General features: G+C 53.7%; 12 protein-coding genes and 1 pseudogene. 8 read left to right on the top strand and 5 right to left on the bottom strand.

Annotated elements, in window-relative coordinates; genetic code table 11:
• Window positions 1–14 precede the first annotated feature (14 nt).
• Window positions 15–1223, bottom strand: a complete 1209-nt coding sequence (locus KM934_RS01210; RefSeq protein ID WP_215758781.1) for a replication initiation protein — start codon at window positions 1221–1223, stop codon at window positions 15–17.
• Between the two features lie 414 nt (window positions 1224–1637).
• Here KM934_RS01210 and KM934_RS01205 point away from each other — a divergent pair, with 414 nt between their 5' ends.
• The 4 genes and pseudogenes from KM934_RS01205 to KM934_RS13310 all read left to right on the top strand — a co-directional run.
• Entirely contained in the window at window positions 1638–2954 is a 1317-nt protein-coding gene (locus KM934_RS01205; RefSeq protein WP_215758780.1) for a DUF4424 domain-containing protein, read from the top strand.
• Between the two features lie 892 nt (window positions 2955–3846).
• Window positions 3847–4020, top strand: a complete 174-nt coding sequence (locus KM934_RS01200) for a hypothetical protein (RefSeq protein WP_215758779.1) — start codon at window positions 3847–3849, stop codon at window positions 4018–4020.
• A 127-nt stretch (window positions 4021–4147) separates the two neighbouring features.
• The gene (locus KM934_RS01195) at window positions 4148–5623 is read left to right on the top strand and encodes an ATP-binding protein (protein ID WP_215758778.1); all 1476 of its coding nucleotides are present in this window, start codon (window positions 4148–4150) and stop codon (window positions 5621–5623) included.
• A 91-nt stretch (window positions 5624–5714) separates the two neighbouring features.
• A pseudogene (locus KM934_RS13310) lies at window positions 5715–5789 on the top strand (cell filamentation protein Fic); the annotation flags it as partial.
• Window positions 5790–6136: 347 nt separating this feature from the next.
• Here the strand turns inward: KM934_RS13310 and KM934_RS01190 are convergent.
• Window positions 6137–6397: a hypothetical protein gene (locus KM934_RS01190; RefSeq protein WP_215758777.1), complete on the bottom strand. Its 261-nt coding sequence runs from the start codon at window positions 6395–6397 to the stop codon at window positions 6137–6139.
• 62 nt (window positions 6398–6459) lie between these two features.
• Between KM934_RS01190 and KM934_RS01185 the strand changes: the two genes are divergently transcribed.
• The 4 genes from KM934_RS01185 (at window position 6460) to KM934_RS01170 (ending at window position 13673) form a co-directional block, all read left to right on the top strand.
• A complete protein-coding gene (locus tag KM934_RS01185) occupies window positions 6460–8550 on the top strand; it encodes a family 43 glycosylhydrolase (RefSeq protein WP_215758776.1) in 2091 nt (696 codons plus the stop codon).
• A 111-nt stretch (window positions 8551–8661) separates the two neighbouring features.
• Entirely contained in the window at window positions 8662–9471 is an 810-nt protein-coding gene (locus KM934_RS01180; RefSeq protein WP_215758775.1) for an alpha/beta hydrolase family protein, read from the top strand.
• 215 nt (window positions 9472–9686) lie between these two features.
• A complete protein-coding gene (gene gyrA / locus KM934_RS01175; protein ID WP_215758774.1) occupies window positions 9687–12341 on the top strand; it encodes a DNA gyrase subunit A in 2655 nt (884 codons plus the stop codon).
• A 93-nt stretch (window positions 12342–12434) separates the two neighbouring features.
• Window positions 12435–13673 carry a tetratricopeptide repeat protein gene (locus tag KM934_RS01170; protein WP_215758773.1) on the top strand — a complete coding sequence of 413 codons (1239 nt, stop codon included), beginning with the start codon at window positions 12435–12437 and terminating at the stop codon, window positions 13671–13673.
• Window positions 13674–13800: 127 nt separating this feature from the next.
• Here KM934_RS01170 and KM934_RS01165 read toward each other — a convergent pair whose 3' ends face one another.
• The 3 genes from KM934_RS01165 to KM934_RS01155 are packed head-to-tail and all read right to left on the bottom strand — an operon-like array spanning window position 13801 to window position 18504.
• Complete coding sequence (locus KM934_RS01165) at window positions 13801–14436, bottom strand: tellurium resistance protein TerC (protein WP_215758772.1); 636 nt, start codon at window positions 14434–14436, stop codon at window positions 13801–13803.
• Window positions 14426–15151, bottom strand: coding sequence for a DUF5932 domain-containing protein (locus tag KM934_RS01160; RefSeq protein WP_215758771.1), 726 nt, complete (start codon window positions 15149–15151; stop codon window positions 14426–14428). Before KM934_RS01160 ends, KM934_RS01165 begins: the two co-directional genes overlap by 11 nt.
• A gap of 8 nt (window positions 15152–15159) precedes the next feature.
• The gene (locus tag KM934_RS01155) at window positions 15160–18504 is read right to left on the bottom strand and encodes an ATP-binding protein (RefSeq protein ID WP_215758770.1); all 3345 of its coding nucleotides are present in this window, start codon (window positions 18502–18504) and stop codon (window positions 15160–15162) included.
• Window positions 18505–18617 lie beyond the last annotated feature (113 nt).

The raw sequence follows: 18617 nt of genomic DNA, 5'->3' as shown, positions 1-18617 counted from the left end.
CGTTGTGTACTTTCTTATGAATTGTCGCTTGGGGGAAGCGCTTGCGCGCCCATCGCAGTTCCTGTTGCCTGCTCCTGGCGGCCCACACCTCGTATGAGGTTGTCGAGCGTGCGGTAGGTGTAGGCGGCACGGTCGTGGATGGTGAGGTCGCTCTTCAGGCGGGTGCGCAGGTCAACAAGCTTCGACATAGCGCTTTGGTAATTGTCGGCCGTGATGCGCTCGCTCATCTTTTGGGCCACAGCGGCGTCGAACCCGAAATAGCGCATGAGCGTTCCGGCAAACACCTGCCGCTGCTGGAGCGTGAGGTGCTGCAGGTTCTCGTTAAACTTGTTGTTGGGCTGATAGATGTGGAACACGAGCTCATCGGGCTCGCCACCACGCTGGCCTTGGTTGTAAACCTTCTCATAGTCGAAGTAACAATCGCAAAAGCCGTTCTTCGCCATGGTTTGCAACTCTTCCTTGGCGGGCTCCAACACGCGGCGCGTGAAATCGCTAAACTTCTTGTAGTTCGACTCCAGGCGCAGCATCTTGCGAAACTCCAAGGTGTTGATCTTGCGGTAACCCTTGTCCTTCCAACTCTCAATAAACATGTAGATGCGCTGCGAGTAGCGGTTGTGGCAGGCAAACACTATCTGCTTGCCAAGGTAATGGTAGCCAAACTCGAGGCCCACCAGGCGCTCAGCCACCGTGCGGTCGATCTTCAGGAGCGCGTATTTCTCGTAGATGCGCGGGTCCTCGGGAATATACACGTCGCACAGGTTGGTCACCTTCAGGTAGTTGCGGCCATCGGCCGTCTTGTAGGGTATCTCCACGGGAATGGTGGCCAACATCTTCAAACTCTGGCGCAACTGGGGATAATGGTTGGGGTCTACGGCCAACGACTTAAACAAGGTCTTGATCTCCAACCGCCCGTCGTTGTCGAGCTCGGTGTCGGAGAAAATCATAGGCTCGGTGCGCTGCTTGTTGAGCAACTTCCTTAGCTTCGTCTGCATAAACTCCACAATGGCCACCAAGATGCGAATCTGGATAAGCGAGTAGTCGTGGCGCATCATCGTTACGGCAAGGGGTTGCACCAACCATGTCTCATCCTCAAGGGGGATGAGATCCGACGAGATGTTGCGCTTAATGTCTCTCTTCTTACCTTTGCCAAAGCCCTTGCGCGTCCGCGTGGCTTTGGTTTTCTTGGTTTTTCCTGTTGTGGTGATGGCCTTTTCGTCTGTCATGCGTAATAATTTTGCAGGCTTTCCTAAGAAATGCCCACAAATTTAAGACTATTTTGCGACACTACCAAGCAATTACGATAAATTAAACCATTATTCCAACCCATTCGCAACAAAAAAACAGTAGGCCAACCGAAAACGCCCACTCGACACCCTATCGCCCTTTCGGCACGAAACAGCCCACAAGATGGCACTATGAACCTGCGCCCCTCAACCGCCACCCGTCGTGTCCTCCAAAATATAGAAGCCACCCGAGGGGGAACCCCACTCCAAGCGCTCTCTCGGTCCGTCGGCAGGCTCAAAATGTAAGGGTTTGCACGAAGGATGCAATCTTTTTACGGTCAATCGTTGCTATTGTAAGAAAGATTCGCTATTTTTGCTAACACAATAGCAGCGACGAAACAAAACCCCATCCCTATGAACCACAAACAGCTCATCTTATCATTTCTCCTAATGACATGCAGCCTCCTCACGGCATCGGCCAACGACGGGGTCTACTTCACCAGCGGCAACTTCTTGGTGCCCACCCAAGAGACCGACATATCGGTCGACCGAGAAATCCTCACCATCACCATCGGTAACGACGGGTTCGCTCGCGTCGACGTCTATTATGAGTTTATGAACCACGGCGCATCCAAAACCGTCACCATGGCCTTCGAAGCCGACGCACCTTACAACGCCGACGCGCCCAAGAACCTTCGAGCCCCCCATCCTTACATCAACCATTTCACCGCCAACATGAACGGCCAACCGCTCAGCTACGACAACGCATTGGTGCCCTTGCGCTACACCGACGGTAAGGCCAACGCCGATTTCACGCCGCTCGACCTTACACAATGGAAGAACGACAAGGAGGTGCCCCCATTGGTCGACCTGCCTAACAACCTGTTATATAACGCCAAGCTCGATAGCATCGTTCCTTTCGCCTACGCCTATTTCTTCAAGGCTACGTTCCAACCGGGCCGCAACATCGTGCGCCACACCTACCGCTACCGCATGAGCTACAACGTGGCACAGCGGTTCACCATCCCTTATTGGCTCACGCCAGCCACACGATGGGCCAACCACCAGATCGACCATTTCACGCTGCGCATAACAGCCGACGAGCCCACCAGCTTCTGCCTGGCCGACTCGCTATTCCGCGACGCGCCGTTCACCACCAATCGCCACAACGACATCTACCACCTCTCGAACGATCTGAACCCAAGCATGATCTTCGCAAGGATCGGTGCGGGCGACACACTTACGTGGCAAGCCACCCATTTCCGGCCCACCGCCGACATGTGCATCGAGGCGCCCACATGGGAACGCGGCACCATCGCCACCATCGGCCAAACCTCGGCCAAGGTGGTGGTGGACCAACAAGGGCAAGTGAGCAGATACATCGCCAACTGTGGCGACAATTATTTCATTGATGTGCAAGACTATGGATTGGTAAAGAAAAGCGAGAGCCACATCGAAGAGTACGCCGCCGAAAAAGGTCAGGGCTACCTCGTCATCAACGACGCCATGGCCCACCGCGTCAACGTTCGCCAAAGGCCCACCACCAAGAGTGCCATCGTGGGCCAGATAAGCTACCACGCCAACGAGTTGCCCGACGTGTTCCCGTGCCTCGGACTGGTGGAGGGCCAAGGAAGAAGCAACGCATGGCAATGGTTTAAGCTGAGGATAGGCAACACCACCGGATACGTCCGCCAAGACCTCATGGTCTGGGATCCCATCGATTCCTATTGAGCTCGGTTTTCTCGTCTGTTTTGCTTTTTATTTGCGAATGTGGGGAGGTTCTTGAGTCTCTGAAAAACCACTAAGGTGAGAAATGGCATGAAGTTCATGATGAAGTTCATGATAATCATCCTGACGATGATACAATTCATAAAATAGCTGCAAGCCAATCGTCCGATGTTGGAAGAAAGAGCTTGCAGCCTCTTGGACTGAAAACAATCAGTTGACCTAAAAAAGTCACTAATTCCTACTGAGAGTTGTCGCAATGCCTGACATACGATCTTCTTTCACAAGAAGACAATGCGTATCTCACAGAAATTGACATTACCTGTAACTGAATCTAACTACCTAATAACCTATTAACCAATTATTCTATCTAACCTATAAACCTATGATCTCGTTGGTGCGGAGCCAAGCTCCGAAAGCTTACCGCTGGATTGATATTTCGCAAGCGGTGTGTTGCGTTGTTTTCTGGCGCAAAATTATGCATAATCCAACATACGCGCAAGTACAAAACGTTCATTACCAACAACGTTTCGTTCCATGAAACAATTGTTCCCCATTATGAACGATTTGTTATGCCTTGGCGAGAAATCGAAGGACGAAATCCTGCGATTTCATTAAGCCAAATGAGCAGAACCGAGCTTGATCGAGGTAAGCCATGGCGAGAAATCGCACCTTGAAAAGGAACTATTTATTCTCCCCAAGCATCACAATGCCCTAAGGCTGAGACCTCGCACAAGTGCCGGCCCTCTCAATGTTGCTCGCAAAGCTTCATTCACCAGCAATAATGCCATTGGGATGGGCTACCCTTGCGTTTTTTCGTCCGTTTGGGCGTTTTATTTGCAAATACCGAGGATCATTTGCAAGAAAACCATTACTTTTGTAGGTACACCACCAATGGTTGGAAGCCCCGGAGGAATCAGCCGCCCTTGCCCTCAGCGAGAAATACGCCGTAAGCTACAAGCAGATCAACGACGACATGGCTGAGGCTAACGGCCAACTCGCCGAGTTGGTAGAACAAGTCACAGGCGATAAGTTTGCGATAAGGGGATTGAAGGAACTTGTAAAGGAATAAAAACAGACTGGTTGGGGTTCATGATAAGATTCAATACAAGTACCCAGAAGTTGAAAGAAGTACCCAGATAAGAACCCAAGAACAAATGGTGGACATTGGGAATGTAATAAAGTAAAAACCTTTAAATATGGACATAGCAAAACATATAGGTGAGACTACCGAATACGACAAGAAGCAAGAGGTGGAACGCCGGAAAGTAAAAAGTTGGCTGAAGAGCGTTAGCTCCTTTGCCAATGGAGGTGGCGGTTGCCTATTGTTTGGTATTTCCGATGACGATAGCATCATTGGTTTGGTTAATGCCAAGGCTGATGCCGAATTTGTCAGTCAGAAAATAAAGGAGCGCATAGACCCAATGCCACAAATCGACTTGAATATAGAGTGTGTAGAAGGCAAGGAACTGCTCATTCTTCATGTGCATGGTGGAGAAGATACTCCTTATTACTATATTGGCGACAGCGTACTTGAAACCTTTGTTCGCATTGGCAACGAATCGGTTGTAGCTGATAGTACCGAACATAAGCGTTTGGTACTAAGAGGTCGCAACTCTTCATTCGATGCACGCCCAAGCGATGAAATGTTTGAAGATTATGCATTCTCTAAACTTCGTAGCCGCTACTATGCCTGGAACGGCCTTAGTTTCGATAAAAAACTCTACCGCTCGTTCGGCTTGGTAGACAATAAGGGAATACTTACCTATGCCGGTCTGTTGATGGCTGACGAGTGTCCATTACGCCAAAGCCGAGTGTTCTGCACAAGATGGAACGGCAAGACAAAGGCAGGAGGCAGCATTGATGCTCTTGACGGCGCGGAGATTACGGGCGGACTTGTAACCCTTCTCGAAGACACCATGTCCTTCATCCGTCGCAACAACCGTACACTTTGGTACAAAGAGCCGATGCAGCGCATAGAGATTCCTCAATATATGGAACGTTGCGTGATGGAAGTTGTTGTGAATGCCTTGGCTCACCGCGACTATCTGATTCAAGGTAGCGAGGTGCATGTAGATATGTACGACGACCGCATGGTGATTTACTCTCCAGGCTCCATGCCAGAAGGAAGACTTATTCAAACGATGAACTTAGAAGACATTCCTTCCGTAAGACGCAATCCGGTTATTGCCGACATATTTGCCCAGTTGGGTTATATGGAGCGTAAAGGTTCGGGCATGGGAAAAATCATCAATCCAATCAAAGCCCTTCCTTACTTTGAAGAAAAGATGCTTCCAACCTTCTTCTCCGACCGTGCCCAGTTTACTGTCACATTTCCTAATATGATATTAGCATGGCAGGAAACACATCCAAATATTGAGGTAAACTTTGTGGAAAACAAAGATGATACTCAAGGTGATACCCAAGATGGCACTCAAGGTGGCACTCAAGGTGGCACTCAAGGTGGCACTCAAGGTGGCACTCAAGACGATGACTTAGATAAATGGATAGAATACCAAGTAGCTGTTTATCCTAAAATAACGACAGAAGAATTGGCTTCTTTGTCGGGAAAGGGATTAAGAACCATTAAGCGTCGCATCGCCAAAATGCCTCATATTGTGTATGTTGGCAGCGGCTATAGCGGTCATTGGGAGGTTAAGCCTAAAGAGAAATAAACATGTAAATAACAGCAACCAAGGCATACCTACCCCAAAGAATCAGATTTAATAAATGAATAGATAAAACATGAATTCGAGCTATAATAAGATGCAGAAGGTTTCGATCCGTTTCTTCAACGACCGCGAAGTGCGTGCCGTATGGGACGAGATGCTATCCAAATGGGGATAAGAAGAGATGCTTGAGCTGAAGCTGAAGCCCCACGATTGCGCGTTGAACCCCAATCGGTCATTAAACCGAAATAGGGAAAACGTGGGGTGTCATAGTTTCTTTTCAAATCTAATGACCAATGGGTTTGAAAATAACCTACAAGCATCCCCCTAATTTAACATTTCTACGCCAACGCTCGCCCATAGGGTCGCAAATACGCAATTCTCAGCACATTTACACAAGTTGCTTATATTCAACACGTTATATTTATAGCTCATCATTCCCCACCCCTCGTCTTACACGAGCCATTGCGAAAGATGGCCTTTCGCAACGCGATACATGCCTAACCGTGGCTCGATAGCTTACCTTTCGCAACTCGATAGCTTAGCTTTCGCAACACGAAAAATGCCTAACCGCAAATCGGCAAGCCAAAAATCGTAGGACGAAGGCTCTTTTGCGGCACAAAAAACGCTCTTCTCGCCGCTTTCGCTTTCTATTTCATCGGAAAAACAAGTCGCAGTTTTCCACCAAAAATCAGGACAACCACACCAAGTCCCTTCTCCGTGTCGGGCGGAAAAGAAGGATGGAAAAGCAAAAACTATTGTTTTTTGTACAATAATCATAGTTGCCGAACGCATAATTTAACTATCTTTGCAACCAAAACCAATTCTAAGAACAAACTGATATGAAGAAAAAGCTATGGCTGCTGGCCATGATGGCTATGAGCCTCCCAGGCTTCGCCCAACTGCAAAACCCCACGTCGTGGACGGCCGACAATGGCAACGGCACCTACACCAACCCCTTGTTTTACGATGAGTTTTCGGACCCCGACATCCTGCGCGTGGGCGACGACTATTACTTGGCGGGAACCACCATGCACTCGGTGCCCGGTCTGGTCATTCTGCATTCGCGCGACTTGGTGAACTGGGAGAACGTGTCGTATTGCTTCGACCGCTTCGACTTCGACGACGATGCCTTCTCGCTGAAGAACCACAAGGAGGTGTACGGACAGGGCATCTGGGCGCCCGCCATACGCTACGCCAACGGCCAGTTTTACATCTTCTCGAACGTGAACGGCAAGGGTCTGCAATGCTACACCTCGAAAGACATACACGGCCCTTGGAAGCACCACAACATGAAGGGCCGCATCTACGACCTCTCGGTGCTCTTCGACGATGATGGTAAGATCTACGCCATCCACGGCTACGGCGAGGTGCATTGCACTGAGCTCCTGCCCGACATGAGCGGACCGAAGGAGGAGACCGACCGTGTGATCATCCCCAAGGGCAGCGCCGTGGGCGAGGGCCACCACATGTATAAGATCAACGGCATGTATTATCTCATCTCGACCGACTATCAGCCCAACGGACGCACGCTCTGCTCGCGCTCGAAGAGCATCTGGGGTCCTTACGAAACCTGCGTCATCACGGCCGACGAGACGTTTGGCTACCACCCCGTGGGACTCACCCAGGTGAAGGGCCGCATTGTGCCCGACGGCTCCCATTTTGGCATAGGCCACGAGGACGTGAACGCCACGGCCTGCACCAACATTCACCAAGGAGGCATCGTGCAGACGCAGAACGGCGACTGGTATGCCCTGCTCATGATGGATTTCCACTCCATCGGCCGCACGGTAACGCTCGCACCCATCACCTGGAAGGACGGATGGCCCATGCTCGGACTGGAGGGAAACCTGGGCCGTGCGCCGCGCACATGGACCAAGCCCCACATACCCGGAGCTGAGAACATTGCTCCCCACGCGCCCTACAACCGCAACGAGACCTTCGACGGCAAGCAGCTCGGACGGGTGTGGCAATGGAACCACAACCCCGACGACCGCATGTGGAGCCTGCGCAAGGGGCGCCTGCGCCTCAACACCCTGCCTGCCGAGCAGCTCATGTGGGCGCGCAACACGCTCACCCAGCGCGTCATAGGACCGAAGAGCACGGCCACGGTGCAGCTCTTCACCAAGGGCATGAAGGACGGCGACGTGGCCGGACTGGGCAACATCAACGTGCCCTGTTCGTGGACGGGCATCGTGAAGGACGGCAGCAAGCTCACGCTGAGGTGCTTCGAGCAACTCACCAACGACACCATCGACACGCCCATCACCCTCAAGGACGGGAAGATATGGCTCCAACTGGTGGGCGACTACGACAACAACACGGCCCACTACGCCTACTCCACCGACGGCAAGGATTTTCGCCAGGTAGGCCCCGAGATGAAGCTCTCCTACCAGCTCATCACCTTCCAAGGCTCGCGCGCCGCGCTCTTCGCCTTCAACCACAAGGGAAAGACGGGCGGCTACGCCGAGTTTGACCAGTTTACCGTGGATGAGCCGATGGCCGATCGCAGCACAAACATTCCCTACAACAAGACCTTCCGCATCGTGAACCTCGCCACTCGCCTGCCCATGAAAGCCCTGGGCCACGGCCTGATGCACGACACCCACGCCAACGACCACTCGGCACAGACGCGCTTCCGCATCATCGACCGAGGTGCCGGAAAGGTGGCCCTGCAATGCGAGGACGGCCGATACGTATGGGTGAGCGGCATGGGACTGCCGGGCGACGTGCGCCTCACCCACGACGCCGCCAAGGCCGAGGAGTTTATGTGGCAAGACTATCTGAACCACGAGTTTATGCTGATGTCGACCCGCACGCACACCTACGTGGGAAAGAGTCCCACCACGGGCAGCTCCTACTCGATGGACTACAAGGGTGCCGACCCCGCTCGCAAGAACGGTGCGGTCTTCGTGTGGGAAGAGGAGAAATAGCCCTCGGCGCTAAGCAACAGCGAGCGTCGGCCTTTCAGAACCGTCGCAGCATCCATAATATAATAAGGAGAACACCGACAAGGATTCCACTTCATCAAAAATATAGTAAGCATGAAAAAGATTATTTGCATCGCCCTAACAGCGCTGCTCATGGCGCTGAAGGCCAATGCCCAAGAAAGCGTATTGAAGATTCCCTACGGCAAGGGCGAGGGCAAGAGCATCTACGGCATCATCAGCAAGCCCACTACGGGCAAGAAGCACGGCATAGCCATCGTTAGCCACGGGTTCAACGGCTCACACCATTTCGGGCGCGACTACTTCAAGACGCTCAACGAGCTGGGCTACGCCGTCTACACTTTCGACTTCCCCAATGGCTCCGTCAACAGCCTCTCGGGCAACAACACCCTGGAGATGTCGGTCAGCAACGAGAAAGAGGCGCTGAAAGCCATCATACGGCATTTCCGCTCATGCCAGGACATCGACAAGAAGCGCATCGTCCTCATTGGTGAGAGTCAGGGCGGACTGGTATCGGCCTTGGCAGCCGCCGAGCGAAAGCGGCAAATCAGTAGTCTCATACTGATATATCCCGCCTTGTGCATACCCGACAACTGGAACCAACGCTACCCCACACCCAACGACATTCCCGACGTGTCGGAGATATGGGGAGTGAAACTGGGCAAGGCGTTCATGCTCGATTTGCGCCACATGGACGTTTACCACACCATCGGGAAGTATCGTGGACCGGTGCTCATCATCCACGGCACCGACGACCCCGTGGTACCGATCGACTATTCGAAGCGCGCAGCCCTTACCTACAGGAACGCTCAACTGAGAATCATCAACAAGGCGGGCCACGGCTTCAACCCACAGCAACGCATCATGGCAAACCAATATGTTCGCCAGTTCTTATCAAACCAATAAGCATATGGCGGCAACCACTCACAACGGAGCGGTTGCCGCCCTTTTGTTTTCGGCCCACATGCGCCCTTGGCGCCACACATCGCGTTTTAGGCGTCTTATTATTTGCGTATGTGGAAAAAATGTAGTAATTTTACGCCTTGAAAAAAGGGGCAAAACGCCGTAGAGCGCAAATAAACGCCCTTAAATCGAATTTCTCATAAATTATTCAATAGGAAATGGACGAAAATCAAACGATCGATCAGGATCGGATTATGAAAGTCAACATTGAGGAGGAAATGAAGTCGTCCTACATCGACTATTCGATGTCGGTCATTGTGGCTCGTGCCCTTCCCGATGTGCGCGACGGTTTCAAACCCGTTCACCGACGCATCCTCTATGGAATGCTTGGCTTGGGCAACACCAGCGACAAGCCCTACAAGAAGTGCGCCCGCGTGGTGGGTGACGTGCTGGGTAAGTACCACCCCCACGGCGACAGCTCGGTGTATGGCGCACTGGTAAGAATGGGCCAGGAATGGAACATGCGCTACAAGCTGGTCGATGGACAGGGTAACTTTGGTAGCGTGGACGGCGACTCTCCTGCCGCCATGCGTTACACCGAGTGCCGCCTCTCAAAGATGGGCGAACACATCATGGACGATATCGACAAGGACACGGTTGACATGGTGAACAACTTCGACGACACGTTGAAGGAGCCGGCCGTGATGCCTACCATGATTCCGAACCTCTTGGTCAACGGTGGCAACGGCATTGCTGTGGGTATGGCCACCAACATACCAACCCACAACCTGGGCGAGGTGATCGACGGATGCTGCGCTTACATCGACAACCCCGACATCGACATCGAGGGACTGATGAGCTACATCCCCGCGCCCGACTTCCCCACAGGCGCTTACATCTATGGCTTGGACGGCGTGCGCTCGGCCTACGAGACCGGACGCGGACGCATCATCATGCGCGCCAAGGCCGAGATTGAGAGCGACGACCATGGCGACCGCATCGTGGTGGACGAGATTCCCTATGGCGTGAACAAGCAGCAGCTCATCGAGTATATCGCCGAACTGGTGAAGGAGGGCAAGCTCGAGGGCGTGTCGAACGTCAACGACGAGACGGGCCGACAGGGCATGCGCATCGTGGTGGACGTGAAGCGCGACGCCAACGCCAAGGTGGTGCTCAACAAGCTGTTTAAGATGACGGCTTTGCAGAGCTCGTTCTCGGTCAACTGCATCGCACTTGTGCCCAACAAGAACGACCACTCGCTCTTACGCCCGAAGCTCCTGAACCTCAAGGAGTGCATAGGCTACTTCATCGACCACCGTCATGAGGTAACCATCCGCCGCACACAGTTTGACCTGAAGAAGGCCCATGAGCGCGCACACATCCTCAAAGGTCTCATCATCGCGTGCGACAACATCGACGAGGTGGTGCACATCATCCGAGCCAGCAAGACACCGGCAGAGGCTCAGGCCAACCTGGAGAAGCGTTTCAACCTTGACAACATCCAGTCGAAGGCCATCGTCGACATGCGCTTGTCGCAGCTCACGGGTCTCCGCATGGAGCAGTTGCACGCCGAGTATGAGGAACTGATGAAGCGCATCGAGTACTTGCAGCAGATTCTCGACGACCCCGAGTTGTGCAAGAAGGTGATGAAGGACGAGTTGCAGAACGTGAAGCAGCAGTATGGCGACGTGCGCCGTACGCAGATCATCCCCGACGAGCACGAGTTCAACGCCGAGGACTTCTACCCCAACGACCCCGTGGTGATCACCGTGAGCCACCTGGGTTACATCAAGCGCACACCGCTGAGCGACTTCCGCGAGCAGGCTCGTGGCGGCGTGGGAAGCAAGGGTGCACACACGCGCGACAAGGACTTCACCGAGTATATCTATCCCGCCACCATGCACCAGACCATGCTCTTCTTCACGAAGAAGGGTCGCTGCTATTGGCTCCACTGCTACGACATTCCCGAGGGCGAGAAGACCTCGAAGGGACGCGCCATACAGAACCTGCTCAACATCGACCCGGGCGACTCGGTGAACGCTTTCCTGCGCTTGCGCGGACGTGGCCTGGAGAACGAGGAGTTCGTCAACAGCCACTACGTGGTGTTCGCCACCAAGAACGGTACGGTGAAGAAGACGTCGCTGAAGGAATACTCACGTCCAAGAACCAACGGTGTGATCGCCATCAACATCGCCGAGGGCGACGAGGTGGTTGACGTACGCCTGACCAACGGTCGCAACGAACTGATCCTGGCCGACCGCAACGGACGTGCCGTGAGATTCGACGAGGCCGACATTCGCACCATGGGCCGCACGGCTACCGGTGTGCGTGGCATGCGACTCGACGGAGGCGACGACGCCGTGGTGGGCATGATCGTGGTGAACGACGCCAGCAAGGAGTCGGTGATGGTGGTCAGCGAGGAGGGCTACGGTAAGCGCTCTGAGGTGGAGGACTACCGCAAGACAAGCCGTGGCGGAAAGGGTGTGAAGACCTTGGCCGTAACGGATAAGACCGGACGCCTGGTGGCCATCAAGAACGTCACCGACGAGAACGACCTGATGATCATCAACAAGAGTGGCATTGTCATTCGTCTGGCCGTGGCCGACGTGCGTATCATGGGTCGCGCCACACAGGGCGTGCGCCTCATCAACCTCACCAAGAAGAACGACGTCATCGCCAGTGTGTGCAAGGTGATGAGCTCGGAGCTCGAGGCCATGGTTGAAGCTGAGAGCCGCCAGAAGTTCTCGGAGAACAACGAGCATTTCGCACAGTCGACAACCGCTGCCGACGCTCAGGACGCACCCACCGAGGTGGGCGAAAGCCAGGAGCCCGAGATGGAAGGCGACGACCAGAACGGCAACACCGACGAATAAATTCACAAGTAACAAGTAACAAATGGCTTCCTTGAATCGTCTGACGATAGAGGAAGCCAATAAGGAAAACATAATTTTTAAAACGATAAACCTATGAAAAAGTTAATGATCGCAGCACTGATGATGCTCGGCACATCGGCTGCATTCGCAGGAGACAGTGAGCCATTGAAGGCCATCCTGAAGGCAAAGACCTACCCTGAGGCAGAACAACTGTTGAAGACCAACCTCGGACAGTTGGCCAACTCTGAGGAGAAGGCTAAGGCTTACAACCACCTCACCAAGCTCGCCCTGGAGAAGTTTGACAAGGAGAACGCCATCCAGGCTGCCAACATGGCTGCCGTGGTGGCCAAGCAGCCCGAAACTCCTTACGACACACTGGGCTTCTACGAGGCAGCCTACAACGCTACCATGAACGGTTTGGAGTGCATGAAGTATGACGCTGAGCCCAATGCAAAGGGCGCCGTGAAGCCTAAGTACACCGAGAACCTAAAGATGCTCATCGCCAACACGCGCATGCAGCTCGTTACCGCTGGTAACCACTACGCTGGCTTGGGCGACCAGGATGGCGTGTTGAAGTACTGGGGTACATTCCTCGACTCGGACGACAACCCCATCTTCGCCGCTTCAAAGGCTCAGGAGGCTCAGTTCATCGGACAGGTGGCTTACTACTCTGCTCAGTTTGCCAACCAGGCCAAGCAGTATGAGCGCGCCGAGAAGTATGCCGACATCGCCATGAAGGACGAGGCTATGCGCGAGAAGGCTCAGACCTTTAAGTATGCCATGGCTCAGCGTAACCTCAAGACACACGAGGACTCGGTGAAGTATGTGAACACCATCAAGGAGCTCTATCAGCGTGAGCCGGACAACGAGATGGCTTTCGGTACACTCTGCAACATGTACAACGAGTTGAACATGAACGCTGAGCTGAAGGCGCTCATCGACGACAAGCTGGCCAAGGATCCCAACAACCACACCGCTTGGGCGCTGAAGGGCCAAAGTCTGATGAACCAGAACACAACGGCTGAGAACCCCAACTGGGACGAGTGTATCGAGGCTTTCAAGAAGGCTATCGAGATCGACGGCACCAACCCTGTGATCCTCACCTACCTCGGCTATAGCATCAACTCGAAGGCCGCACAGGTCAATGGCGACCGCGCCGCTCAGAAGGCTCTCTACAAGGAGGCTATGGGTTACCTGGAGCGTGCCAAGGAGATCGATCCCAACCGCGAACGCGCCAACTGGGCTTATCCGCTCTACCAGTGCTATTACCTGGTGTACGCCGCCTCTGATCCCCGCACTTTGGAGATGGAGAAGTTGCTGAAGAGCAACTAATCAATAGCATATAATTCTACAAAACCATAAATCGGGTGGTCTGCTCATCAAGGAGCGGACCACCCGATTTTGTTTTATGAGGTTCCCTCTGTTGGGGAATGGCATTTTGCTGGGAACGACAAGGGCCTTAGGCTTCGGCCATTTCGAACACGTAGATCAGGCTGTTGATAAGTTGGCTGGCCACCACGTAAAGCAAGAGCAAGGCCACCAAGAGCCTGTGTTCGGAACAAACGCCACGGCCAATGTCGGCAAACGAATGGTAATGGTTGGCCAACAAGCCGTAGAAAATGGATACAGTGACACACACAAACGCCACAATGGGAATGATGGCCACAGAGAAACTACTCGGGAACAAGTCGCCCGACACGCTGAGCAACACGGCGTGGGGCAGCATCGTCAGACCGGCCACGGCGGCCAACTCCAACAGGAAAAGGACGAGGCTCGACCGAAATGCAAACTTCTGCAACGAGGTGAGCGGAGGACCTTGGCGCAGGAAGGCTTGGCGCATTGCACGGCACGAGCCGCTCGACCGCAAGCTACCTATGGCCAATCCCAACAGCACAAGCCACACCAGGATGGGCGAGGCTTCGTTGTCGACATACGAACCGAAAAACCAACGCACACCACGGGCCGACAGCAACGAGTTGACGGAACTGTCGGGAACGGCGGCCGACCAGAGCCACGACACCAGGATGAGAACGATCTGGGCCAAGGCGCAAACCACCGAGAGGTGGTGGATGGTTTTCTCTACATCAATCCTCATCAGGCTGTAGGTTGTCGATGTCGATAATGCGCAACTCCAAGGCTCTCACCACCAAACGGGTGGCGTTGACGCCCATGCCGCCATTGCCTTCGGGGAACAACTTCTGAACCAGTTCGTTCTGTCGCTTCTCAAGGCTCTTCACGCCAAAAGGCATGCCACGCAGGTTGGTAATCTGCTCCTTGGTGTAGCCCAGCGCCAAATGGCGGAGGAAACGCTCGTCGTATTCGTCGATCTCATAATTGACCAACGCCTCTTGCCGCAACAGTTCGTTGTCGACGCTATGCTTGAAGCGCTCCACGATCTTCTCCAGGATGGGTTGGTTGAACACCAGCTGCTTGCCGTCCATCACGCTGGCCACATCGCTACGCGTAAGGAGTTCGCCCGTCTTAAGAATGATGCCATCGCAGCCCGCATCGAGCACATCAACCCATAGCTTCTCATTCAATATCTCGCCCGTAAAGATAAGTACCTTCACCTCAGGATGTTCCTCCTTGGTCTGTCGGCATATCTCCACACCCACGGTGGTGGAACCGCCCAAGCCAAGATCGAGCAGCACCAAGTCGGGCAACTGCTGCTTCATAAGTTTCCGGAAAGAAGCCTCGCTATCGGCGGTGCCGATGATGTGGGCCTCGGGAATGTCGTTGCGAATGATGCCTTCGGTGCCTTTAAGCTCCAAGGGCACATCTTCTACGATGATGATATTAAAGTCTTTCATATTCTCTTTTATGTTTTTGGGGTCGTTTTCTTTAGTTGTTGGGCGCAGATAGCGGGCATAACGATGTGGATATTCACTACATCGGCATCGATCGTCGACGTGATGCCACAGGCCCTAAGGTTGGTGGCCTCGCCCATCTCGCGCGTAATCTGGCGGCAGAGCAAGAAGTCGAGATTGAGGGTGTAGGGCGTGAACAGGTCGTGACTTTGCAGCTCATTGAGTCTCAGTTGGGTCATCTCCACCACCACATCCACATACCGGGCGTCGCGTGGCGTAACGCGAACGGGCGGCTTCTCGTTCTTGTTGAGCTTGCGCAGAAGTTCGAAGAGGTAGCTCGTCATGTCTGAGTCAATGCGAATAGCGCCGATCTGCCTCATGGCCTGTTGCGAGAGGATGGCGTAAAGCGCATGGTAATAGTCCACCACCTCGGCGATGGCAGACAGGTTGTCATCGCTTCCATCCACCAGTTGACGGATGCGAGAGGGGTAATACATGGTCTCGTGCTTCAAGGTGGAGAGGCAGTTGTCGAGCACACTGTTCGACACATGGAGCCTATCGGTCTCCATCTTCAGGCGCCGAAGCTCATCACCCGCAAGTTCGATGGTGGCCTGTTGCGACGTGGTGCGCTCAATCGACACGCGCAACGCCTCGCGTATCTTCTCCACAATGTCGGTGAGATTCTTCTTCTGTTGGTCGGTCAGGTCAAACTGCCGGAAGTCGGCCAACGTCTCAATGCCGCGTAGCTTCTGCTCATCGGGGTGGTCTTCGAGCAGCAATCGGTTGATGCCATTGATGCGGTCGATGCAGAATTGGTAGTTCAACAAGTGACGATAGTAGAGGAAATAATAAGCTGGGAAGATGACGATGAGCAACAACACCAGCAACACGAGGGCGACAACCTTGTTGTTCTCGCTTCGTTGCATGGTGCGCACATACTCCGGCAGACTGCTATCCGACGACGCCTCACGGAACAAGCGTGTGTAAACTTCGTTGTACTTGTGGTATAAATCCCACTGATGGAGGGCGAGCGCAGCCACGGCACACTCGTTGCTGATGTCGAGAATGACCGCCGTATCGGTCTCCGACACATAGCGATGGCAACTGTCTGCAAAGCGCAACGTTTGCTCATACTGTCCGTTGATGTTGGCAAAATAGGCACTATCGGCGTAGCGCACGGCCATGTCGTGTGAGCGACCGCGATGTGCCACGGCGTCAGACAGGCCACCCACAAGCATCATGGCCATAACGAGAAGGCGCACAATGCCCTTGGGCAAACGGAAGAAGAAGCGTGAGCCACGCCCTGGAGTGCTCTCCACATTGATGGCGCACACCTGGAAGATGCGACTCATCTTGCGGTATTTCTCGATGATGCCATAGCAATTCTTCAGTCCGAAGCCATGGCCGCCGGTATAGGTGTGGTCGAAGATGTGGGCACATTGCTCGTCGGTCATGCCGCAACCGGTGTCGCTAACGCTCACCTCCACATAGGCGTCGGTCTCTTGCGCCGCAATGGTCACGCGTCCTTCGGCGGGCGTAAACTTGCGGGCGTTGTCGGCAATGGTATTGATCATGAAGAGCGTAAGCGTCTTGTCGGCCTTCACCACGGCCGTGGTGGGTTCCACGCTCAGCGTGATGCCTTTCAACTGGAAACCCATCTTGCTGCGCCCCACCATGTCGAACAACGACTGGAGCGGGAAACTCTCGATGTTCAAGCGTATGTCGCCGCGCTGCATCTGAATCCATTGGGTCAGCACGTTGTTGTAATCGTTGATGGTGTCGGTGAGCTCGGTGATATACTCGTAACGCTGGTGGCGAACCTCGGGGGGATCGGTTCGATTGAGCAAACGTTTCACCTCGTTGGCCATGCGATCAATAAACGGCATAACGCTGTTCACCAACAATATCTTGGCACGTTGCTCCAGGTTGCGGCGTTTATTCTGTTGCAAATGCAGGCGTTCCACCTCCATTTGTTCATGCAATTCCTCATAACTCTCTTCCACCTCCTCATTGTGCTGCTCATTGCGCTTTTGCCATTGGCGAAGGGGCGAAAGAAGCGCATCGAGCGAGAAGCTTTCGTCGCTACGGCGGCGCATCCTATCGAACATAACAAGCAACACCACGACCAACACCACCATCGCAATGACGGCCAACAACATGAGGTTGAGCTGGCGCGAGGAGTTGAGCAACTTATCGGCACGGGCCTCCAACAGGCGGTCCTGTCGGGTCTGCTCTTGCAGGTCGAGGTAAATATTGCGGTTGCGGTCGCTGTTCACCTTGTCGTCAACAGCCGAATACACAAGGCACAACTGTTCGCGAATAGAAGCCACCAAGTCGGGCGCCTGATTGATGGCGCTGTCTTGTTGCAAGGCGCGAGTGAGGCAAATGAGCGACGAAGAATAGTCGTGGATCTGCCAATAACATTCGGCCAAGGTACGGTTGGCACCCGCCATCTGGTAAACATCGCCATAACGGGTGAAAAGGTCCAAGGCCCGTTGGGCGAGGTTTCCGGCCAACAACGAGTCGGGCATATCGTCGACATTGATGTATTGCATGATGACCGCATTGTCGGCAATGAGCCGCGCGCACTGCTCAGGTTGTTGCAAACGCTCACTGATGGCCTGCAACGCCTGCGCCTCCCAGTAGGGACTCTCAAACTCGCGTGCCGTTACGTAGCAGCGCATGAGGTATTCGAACTCTGTCTGAACGGTCTCCTCGGGTGTGGGTTCCTTCACAATGCCGCCCGATCCGATGTTATACAGATAGCTCAACACCTGCGCCGTGTCTTGCCGAATGAAACCGTTGGGGTCGATTCCGACAATCGCGCCAATGGCTTGGTCGGACAATCCCACATAAAAAAAGTAGGTGGAGGCCACAATGCGAAACTCTATCTCAGCGTAAATCAAGCGGCGTTTCTCATGGGCCGACAACATACTGACATCCTCGCGAAGGCGTTTCAACCTGCTTTCGGCGCGTTCACGATAGTCGTAAAAATCCTTGTTGCGACTTTCGCGCTGACAAAGGCGCATCAGTTGGACGTCGGCAACAAACTGTTCTATTTGGTTATCGGTCTTCGCCAGCACATCCTCCAACTGACGCTGGGCCTGCCGATATTGCATCTTAGCCAAACTCACGAAGGCAAGGTTGTTCAAGGCCTCAGCGTAGCCGTCGTCGTAACTGTCGGCCAACTGCATGGCTCGTTGCGCATAAACCTTTGTGGAGTCGAGATTGCGATAGTGCCATGCATACGACTCCTCGTTCAACTCGTCGACAAGAGCGGTGTCGCCGCTACCACAAGCTGAAAGAAGCATGGTCAGCAGAAAGGCCAAAAGGGTCGGCAGTAACTTAAAACGCATGGTCTTGAAAAGCATAAACCGGAGGAAGGCTATCGTCTATCCATCCCCCGGTCTCATTGGTTACAGGGCAGGCTTACAACCTCTCTATGGGTTGTCCGTCGCCTATTCAATAT

It is taken from the genome of Hallella faecis (genome assembly GCF_018789675.1).
GTDB lineage: Bacteria > Bacteroidota > Bacteroidia > Bacteroidales > Bacteroidaceae > Prevotella > Prevotella faecis.
The sequence above is the reverse complement of the archived record's forward strand: the minus strand, read 5'-3'. Positions and strand labels throughout refer to the sequence as shown.